Source organism: Candidatus Magnetobacterium casense (assembly GCF_019173545.1).
Taxonomy (GTDB): Bacteria; Nitrospirota; Thermodesulfovibrionia; order Thermodesulfovibrionales; family Magnetobacteriaceae; genus Magnetobacterium; species Magnetobacterium cryptolimnobacter.
Genome location: NZ_JABXWD010000161.1, coordinates 1 through 7,764, shown reverse-complemented (window position 1 = coordinate 7,764; position 7,764 = coordinate 1). Strand labels below are relative to the sequence as shown.

Sequence of the window (7,764 nt, the reverse complement as noted above, 5' to 3'; positions counted from 1 at the left end):
GGAACATCACCAAACCTCCCCTGCCTGTTATATTGTCAGTTGTTACCTCAATTCTATTGATTTCGTTAGCGCTTCTTTTCTGATTTGCCACTTAAACTGCTCCTTATTTATATTTTAATATGCTTTACTAATGTATAATAACATATAGCAGCATATTTTTAGTATATTTATTTTTAATTTAACTTAATCACAAGGCATTATTACAGACATAACTCGATGGGTTAATATGCAAGACCATATACACCCTTTATTTTCAACAATATATAAGATTTTTGACTGATGAATCGCTCAGGTTAGGTAACATTAAAAAACAAGCGTTGTGTAAGTGGTGGCACCCTGCACAAACGGCCCTTTTCTTTCCGGTCAAAATACGATTGCCCTGTTATCTGAGATATTTCCTGCCCCGCAACTCTGCCGGAAGGTACTCCTGTTGTTCCTTGTAGTCGTGATCGGGGCTGTACTTGTAGCCCTTGCCATAGCCGAGGTCTTTCATCAGCCTGGTGGGGGCATTGCGGATATGTAGCGGTACGGGTAGATTGCCGTATTCCCTGACGTCCGATGCCGCCTGATTATATGCCGTGTAGAGTTCGTTGGACTTGTTACTCTTGGCCATGTAGACAACCGCCTGAGCCAGGATGACGTTACACTCCGGCATCCCGATAAACATGCAGGCCTGATAGGCGGCAACGGCCTGCTCCAGTGCCCTGGAGTTGGCCAGACCAACGTCCTCGGAGGCAAATCGGATCAGACGCCGTGCCACATACAACGGGTCTTCACCGGCCTCCAGCATCCTGGCCAGCCAGTAGAGTGAGGCATTGGCGTCTGAGCCGCGCATTGCCTTGTGCAGTGCGGAGATGATGTTGTAGTGTTCCTCGCCGTCCTTGTCGTAGAGCAGGTGCGATTTTTGAAACGCCTCTTGCACGAGTGCCCCGGTAATGGTCACCCGGTCGCCGGAGTAGGCACCCATGACGGCTATATACTCCAGGGCATTGAGAGCGGCCCTGGCATCCCCGTTGCTCATCCGTGCCATAAGAAGGGCCTCTGTCCTGTCAAGACTGATGGCGACCCCTCCAAGGCCGTTTTCCTTATCCGCCAGCGCCCTGTTGATGATCCTTACGATATCAGCTTCACTCAGTTGCTTTAAGACAAACACCCGACACCGGGACAACAGTGCCCCGCGTACCTCAAAGCTGGGATTTTCCGTGGTGGCGCCAATTAACACAACCACAGACTTCTCCACATATGGCAGCAGGGCATCCTGCTGGGCCTTGTTCCAGCGATGGATTTCGTCAATGAAGAGGATAGTCCGCTTATCGGTGGCGCTGTCACGCTGTGCCTGAGTGATGACCTCCCTCAAGTCCTTCAGCCCGCTTGATACCGCACTTAGCGCACGAAACTCCGCCCTGCTCTGACCGGCAATAATTGAGGCCAGGGTGGTCTTGCCACTGCCAGGAGGCCCCCAGAATATCATCGATGGCAGTTGGTCGCCCTCTATGGCCTGCCTCAACAACTTACCAACGCCAACGATTTCGTCCTGCCCCAGGAAGTCTTCCAGGGATTTGGGGCGCATCCTGTCAGCAAGTGGGGGCAGGGGCCTGACAGGTCTGCGTTTGTCCGTCATGTGCTTAGGGAGTTAGGGCGCTACTTCAGTGACTTTATTTTTTTCTTGAGATTAGCAATAACTACATTTATCTTTATTTCGTACATCCGCACAAACATCAGTTCGAAGACCCTGCCGGCGATTGGAATATGGACAACATAGTCAGCCGTGTAAGACAGCTTGGTTGCCCCATCTGCAGGCTCCAACTTGAAGGATTCGTTGACTTCGGTGTATTTCTTGCCCTTAAGACCGCACATGTTTCTGAAATCGAGGCGATGATTTCTGACTACATCCGTATTTTCGCTGGCCACCTCGACGTTCGTTATGCCGGCCATATTAAACATCCAGTTGTAGCTATAACCGCCATTGGGAAGGGCCTTTGTATCCCATAGTTTAGTGATCCTGGGGTATAGCTCCCTCCAGTTGTCCGGGGAGTTGAGATAGTTAAAGACCACCTCCGGTGAAGCCTCTATCGTGGCATCCTTTTTTAACTTAACCATTAAAAATTTACCTCCATATTTTTTCCTAGTATTAAACCATAACTAATATATTTCTTGCTGTAAAAAAAGTTACTGTAAATATTTCTGTGATGATAGAAGGTTAAACATTATAGGGTCAAGTGGGCAGCGAGGGGCGAACCGCCCCAGGCACGAAGAAGTCCCCTTAGCCCCGTAAAAATGCCACGTATTTTGTATTTAACCCAATCGAAACGTGCTATAATATCGTATATGTTACAATACACTGGGAATATATTTTAAGGAGACTGTACTTATGACTTGCATACAATGTGGTTAAAAGGAAATTGTTAAAAATGGCAGCATTCACAGAGGATACATTATGTGGTTAAATTGAGAGCCATGTTGTTGTTAGCTGCCCTTGTGGTGTCGTACCTGATTACCAGGTATAACCTGCTTGATGGCTACGTATTGCTGATCCTGATGTATGTAGGCATAAACATCATACTGGCCGTGAGCCTTAATCTAATAAACGGCTACATGGGGGAGTTTTCGGTAGGGCACGCCGGATTTATGGCAATCGGGGCCTACGTATCTGCCATCCTGACGGTCAGGGTGTTTCCCGATGCCCTTGCACAGTGGTTGTTCCCACTTGCCGTTATTGCAGCCGGAGTGGTCTCTGCACTGATCGGCGGACTGTTGGCCATTCCGTCGTTTAAGACCAGGGGGGATTATCTGGCCATTGTCACGCTGGCATTTAACATGATCGTAAAGTCCGTCCTGGAAAACATGGACTCCCTGGGGGCAGCCAGGGGATTTTTGGGCATTGCCAGGTATACCAACCTCACCTGGGTGGTGTTCTGGGGCGTGGTGACGGTGTGGGTGGTGCGAAACTTCGTCTACAGCAGCTTTGGTCGTGGCGTATTAAGCGTCAGGGAGGATGAAATCGCAGCCGGCGTCTGCGGGGTCAATACGCGGCAGGTGAAGCTGTTTGCATTTATGTTGTCAGCGTTTTTTGCCGGTGTGGCCGGGGGACTGTATGCACATCTGTTGTTGTTCATCAATCCCAAGATGTTTGATCTGATAAAGTCCACCGAAATGCTGATAATGGTCTATCTTGGAGGCATCGGCTCTATTGGCGGTTCTATCGTGGGTGCGGTTATCTACACCGTCCTTCTGGAGTTGTTGCGACCGCTGGGGATATGGCGAATGACACTGATGGCAATAATGCTTGTGGTGATGATGGTCCTGCGTCCGCGCGGTATCATGGGACTGAGCGAGTTCAGACTCCTGATACCCGCTGACAATCCAACACCGGGAAAAGACAATGCCGCTGTTAGAGATTGAGGGTCTCAGTCACTACTTTGGTGGTCTGTGCGCCATCTCCAACCTGAGTATCACCCTGCCAGGACATCAACTGCTTGGCGTAATTGGCCCAAACGGCTCCGGTAAGACCACGCTCTTTAATCTCATAACGGGCATCTATCGTGCGAGCGCCGGAAACATACGCCTCAACGGACAAGAGCTTGTGGGCAAGCCGCCCGAGGCCATAACCAGGATTGGCATTGCACGGACGTTTCAGAACATACGATTGTTCAAGGCACTCAGCGTTCTGGACAACGTGCGCATAGCCTGTGTCGGGAGGGTCACATGCGGCCCGCTACATGCGTTGCTGCGAACCAGACGCTTTCTGAAAGAGGAACAACTGATAACCGATCAGGCAATGTCTCTTCTTGGTCTGTTTAGGCTCCAGGGGTACGCGGCAACACCCGCAGGCAACCTCGCCTATGGCCTGCAGCGACGGCTGGAGATTGCCCGTGCCCTGGCCACAGACCCCGTCCTCCTGCTCCTGGACGAACCCGGAGCGGGGATGAATTCATCCGAAATTGCCACACTCCGGCAGCAGATACAGTGGGTGGCTCAAGAATTTGCACTGACGATTATCCTGATAGAGCACCACATGGGGCTGGTCATGGAGGTCTGTCAGCGGGTGGTCGTCCTGGATTTTGGTGCCCTCATCGCCCAGGGCACGCCACAAGAGGTTAGAAACAATCCCCAGGTCATCGAGGTATATCTGGGCAAGGGCAGTTGAGGGCACGATTTTCACGCGGGTTGGCAGCCCCAGGATGAAAGTCGCACACACCACGGCCCCAAAAAGGCCCCCCTGACGCGCCGGAATTATAGCGCGTTTATATTGCGTGCGATACACAGAAAGAAAGGGGCGGCTCCGCTTCTTGTCGCTCCAGGGGGTGAGGCACCCCTGCCATAAAAGTCGCACCTGGCCCCTTCAGAACCCCCTGCAAGGGGAGGGGTGGGGCGCAATCTTGTCGCAGCGGGGGGCGAGCCGCCCCTGGCTCAATTGTCGCACCCGCCCCGGCCACAAAGAAGTCCCCTTGACCCCGTAAAAATGCCACGTATTTTGTATTTAATTCAATCGAAATCTGCAATAACACCCTTACTATACTTTCGCACTTTTTCCTAAACAGGCATTTTATGCGGCTTGAAAAATGGATTCCCGCTTTCGCGGGAATGACAGCAAATGGCGTCTTTGGCCCGTCTATGTCATTCCTGTGTAAACAGGAATCTATAAACTGCGAAACCATAGACCCTTACCCATGAAAAAATTATGCACCCCACTGAAATATGTGCTTGACTTTATTGGAAACAGCAGTGTAGACTTATTATCAGGTTAAGTGCTATTACGCTTTGTTGGTATAGTCAAGGCTAATAACGCAACAAATCCTTAAAGGAGGTAAGTAGTATATATGCTAAAGAATAGCGCTCATAAAGACGGCATAGCAGTTGCACTCACTCACTCACTCACTCACTAATATATTATACCACATTTCGCAATATTTTTGTTGTCATAACTTTTTCAATTTTTATTTTTATCCCAGCCTTTTTTCAGTCTAATGAATTTCTACGCCTTTTTATCTTATTGGTCTCGGTCAGGTTATCCTGAGAGATGGCACAGTATGAACATCTCCCAATATATAAGCGGGCGTTTGATATGGCAATATACATAGACAATATGGTGAGGGGTTTTTCAAGGTACAACAAGTATAGTATAGGGGGCGAGATGAGAGACCTGTCCCGAATGGTCATACGATTGATCATAAGGGCTAATTCAGAGACCGATAAGATCGCAACACTCACAACGCTAAGGGATACAGTCGAGGAACTCAGGGTGGTATTCCGAGTTGGCAAGGAAATAAAGGCATTCAAGAGTTTTGACACATTCAAGCATCTAATCGAAGACACTATATCATTGAGCAGACAGTGCGAGGGGTGGATGAAATCAGTAAGAGGCAAGCAATAGTGCCAGAACTGACTATCTTTTTTGTCGGTATAACATCTGCCAGGACAGACAGTCGGGCGAGCATAGAAAATCATTGTGCGCCCATCCCACCTTATGGGTATAGGCAGGTAGTCAGACATACCGTAGTGGATTGTCTGACGAAAGACACACAAGAGGGTGGGCAAATGTGCAAACGAACAACTACTGGTCATCTACTACCAACGCTAGCAATACGTCCAACGCATGGAACGTCAACATGAACGACGGCAACGTGAACAACGACAACAAGTCCAACAACAACAACTATGTATGGCCAGTTCGTTCCGGAGAGTGGTTACCGCCTCTTTTGTCAAACCGCCTTTTTTGTCAAACCGCCTTTTTTGTCATTCCTGCGAAAGCAGGAATCCATGCCTGGAACCCATACAAGCCTGGAGGAATTAGAATGAAACAGTATTTCGTATATATATTGGCAAGTAAGAAAAACGGAACCTTATATATAGGAGTTACCTCTGATTTGATAAAAAGGGTCTATGAACATAAAAATGACCTCACAGATGGGTTTACAAAAAAGTATGGAGTTCATAAGCTGGTTTATTATGAGACGGCAGAAGATATCAATAGTATGATAGCAAGGGAGAAGCAGCTAAAGCGATGGAAAAGAGATTGGAAGATACAGCTTATAGAAAGTGTAAATCCTATGTGGGATGACCTTTATGGATTCCTGCTTTCGCAGGAATGACAAAGAGGGGCAGGAATGACAAAGATGTGGCATGGGATGGCAACATGAGAGTGACAATGACAGTAAAGACAGACAGCGATTCTAAGCATGTAAGCTATCCCTATTTTGTCATTGTCGTGCTTGACACGACAATCCAGACAATAGAGAAGGACATCCTGTACAGTCTGTACTTGAACGATACGGTTTTCTCTATGAGTTCTTTTCTTTTGATTACGACTGCATATCACCAATCTATCGGTTTGTCGATGAGTTTAAGACATCAAAGATGCAGTATCTCTATTACACGGGTATATTCAGGCATTCGGTGATCTTTTTCCAGGTGGGTTATTTCTACGAATTCTATGACGAGCCAATACCTGAAGTGCGAGACGCCTTGCATCTGAAGCGGATGAAGGCTAACAGCAGAGGGACAACGTATGGATTTCCAATGAGCTATGAGGCCGTATATTTGGACAGGCTTATAAGGAGCGGTACAAGGTCGGTAGTCATAGTGCGTGAGATGGCGGGTTACATCGGCAGGATAAAGGAGCGACTACCTGTCCGTCGCATAGAGGCGGTATGACAGCAGAGGAGGTGAGAGATCATGTAGCAGGGTAGACATTGTAGTATCCATAGAGATGAGGTTGTATTTGAGTTCAAGGTTTTTAGCGCATACATGCGTATGCGGAATAAGCAGAGATTTAGGAATAAGGAGCTAATCGAATGAGTAGAGGTATCAGCAAGGTGTTGTTGCTCATATTGGCGTTAGTCTTGTGCATGGCAACAAACGGCTACAGTAAGGTAACAAATGACTTTGACGGTGACGGCAAGGGCGATGTGCTGTGGTATAACATCGATAGCGGAGATGTTGTTACGTGGTCAATGAATGGTAAGGCAATAGGGACGGTATCCCCATTGTCTAAGGTATCTGAGTTGAACTGGCAGATATTGAGCGGTGGAGATTTCGACGGTGACGGCAAGGGTGATCTCTTGTGGCAACATATGGGCACCGGAGAGGTTGCAATATGGTTGAAGGGTGGATCACAGAAGACATCAGTATTAACTTTTACCGGGACAAGTTGGGAGGTCAGAGGAGTAGGCGACTTCGACGGGGACAGCAAGGGCGATGTCTTGTGGCAGAATACAGCAACCGGCGAGGTGTGTATTTGGTTAATGGACGGGGTTAGTATAAAGACGAACAAGGTGATAAACGTAAGCGGCGGCGGTGGTGGAGGAACACCAGTGCCCGGTTGGGAGGTCAAGGCCATAGGAGATTTTGACGGAGACGGTAAGAGCGATGTATTGTGGCAAAATACCGTCACAAATGCGGTGTACATCTGGTTTGTGGACGGAGTGACGGTGAAATCTACCGTTTCTCCATCGATACAGCCAGATGGTACCTGGATTATCCTTGGCATAGGAGACTTTGACGGAGACGGCAAGAGCGATGTCTTGTGGCAGCATAGCACAACGGGGATGTTGTATATATGGCTAATGGATGGTGTAACAATACAGACATCGAGTAATACACCAGGAACATTGACTGGGTGGAGTATTCAAGATATAGGAGATTACGACGGAGACGGGTAGCACCACAATCAACCGTGGTTGTCAGGATTTAAGCCACTTTTATCCCTTCATAATATGGCATTGTTACTATGCTTGAGCAACATGACCACGCTTGAATGGAGTG

General features: G+C 48.3%; 8 protein-coding genes. 6 read left to right on the top strand and 2 right to left on the bottom strand.

All coding sequences use genetic code 11. The features are described from left to right. Positions 1–382: 382 nt before the first annotated feature. Together HWQ67_RS09795 and HWQ67_RS09790 are read right to left on the bottom strand one after the other, a co-directional pair. The gene (locus tag HWQ67_RS09795) at positions 383–1,621 is read right to left on the bottom strand and encodes a replication-associated recombination protein A (RefSeq protein WP_218252507.1); all 1,239 of its coding nucleotides are present in this window, start codon (positions 1,619–1,621) and stop codon (positions 383–385) included. 20 nt (positions 1,622–1,641) lie between these two features. Continuing rightward, a complete protein-coding gene (locus HWQ67_RS09790; RefSeq protein ID WP_218252506.1) occupies positions 1,642–2,100 on the bottom strand; it encodes an SRPBCC family protein in 459 nt (152 codons plus the stop codon). A 339-nt stretch (positions 2,101–2,439) separates the two neighbouring features. On the opposite strand from HWQ67_RS09790, the gene HWQ67_RS09785 reads away from it, so the two are divergent. The 6 genes from HWQ67_RS09785 to HWQ67_RS09760 all read left to right on the top strand — a co-directional run bounded on the left by HWQ67_RS09785 (position 2,440) and on the right by HWQ67_RS09760 (position 7,661). Further along, entirely contained in the window at positions 2,440–3,402 is a 963-nt protein-coding gene (locus HWQ67_RS09785; RefSeq protein WP_218252505.1) for a branched-chain amino acid ABC transporter permease, read from the top strand. After that, on the top strand, positions 3,383–4,147 hold the full coding sequence (locus HWQ67_RS09780; protein ID WP_218252504.1) for an ABC transporter ATP-binding protein: 765 nt from the start codon (positions 3,383–3,385) through the stop codon (positions 4,145–4,147). The genes HWQ67_RS09785 and HWQ67_RS09780 overlap by 20 nt, the downstream gene beginning before the upstream one ends. A gap of 873 nt (positions 4,148–5,020) precedes the next feature. Continuing rightward, positions 5,021–5,374 (top strand): four helix bundle protein, encoded by a 354-nt coding sequence (locus HWQ67_RS09775; protein WP_218252503.1) that lies wholly within the window; start codon positions 5,021–5,023, stop codon positions 5,372–5,374. A 130-nt stretch (positions 5,375–5,504) separates the two neighbouring features. After that, positions 5,505–6,092 (top strand): GIY-YIG nuclease family protein, encoded by a 588-nt coding sequence (locus HWQ67_RS19940; RefSeq protein WP_255317211.1) that lies wholly within the window; start codon positions 5,505–5,507, stop codon positions 6,090–6,092. Between the two features lie 265 nt (positions 6,093–6,357). Next, positions 6,358–6,654, top strand: a complete 297-nt coding sequence (locus HWQ67_RS09765; protein ID WP_218252502.1) for a hypothetical protein — start codon at positions 6,358–6,360, stop codon at positions 6,652–6,654. A 140-nt stretch (positions 6,655–6,794) separates the two neighbouring features. Further along, entirely contained in the window at positions 6,795–7,661 is an 867-nt protein-coding gene (locus HWQ67_RS09760) for an FG-GAP repeat domain-containing protein (protein WP_218252501.1), read from the top strand. Positions 7,662–7,764: the final 103 nt, after the last annotated feature.

Bases quoted from the DNA above. Each gene is read 5' to 3' on its own strand.
- HWQ67_RS09795 (WP_218252507.1), bottom strand. From the start codon at position 1,621: ATGACGGACAAACGCAGACCTGTCAGGCCCCTGCCCCCACTTGCTGAC.
- HWQ67_RS09790 (WP_218252506.1), bottom strand. From the start codon at position 2,100: ATGGTTAAGTTAAAAAAGGATGCCACGATAGAGGCTTCACCGGAGGTG.
- HWQ67_RS09780 (WP_218252504.1), top strand. From the start codon at position 3,383: ATGCCGCTGTTAGAGATTGAGGGTCTCAGTCACTACTTTGGTGGTCTG.
- HWQ67_RS09775 (WP_218252503.1), top strand. From the start codon at position 5,021: ATGGCACAGTATGAACATCTCCCAATATATAAGCGGGCGTTTGATATG.
- HWQ67_RS09765 (WP_218252502.1), top strand. From the start codon at position 6,358: ATGCAGTATCTCTATTACACGGGTATATTCAGGCATTCGGTGATCTTT.
- HWQ67_RS09760 (WP_218252501.1), top strand. From the start codon at position 6,795: ATGAGTAGAGGTATCAGCAAGGTGTTGTTGCTCATATTGGCGTTAGTC.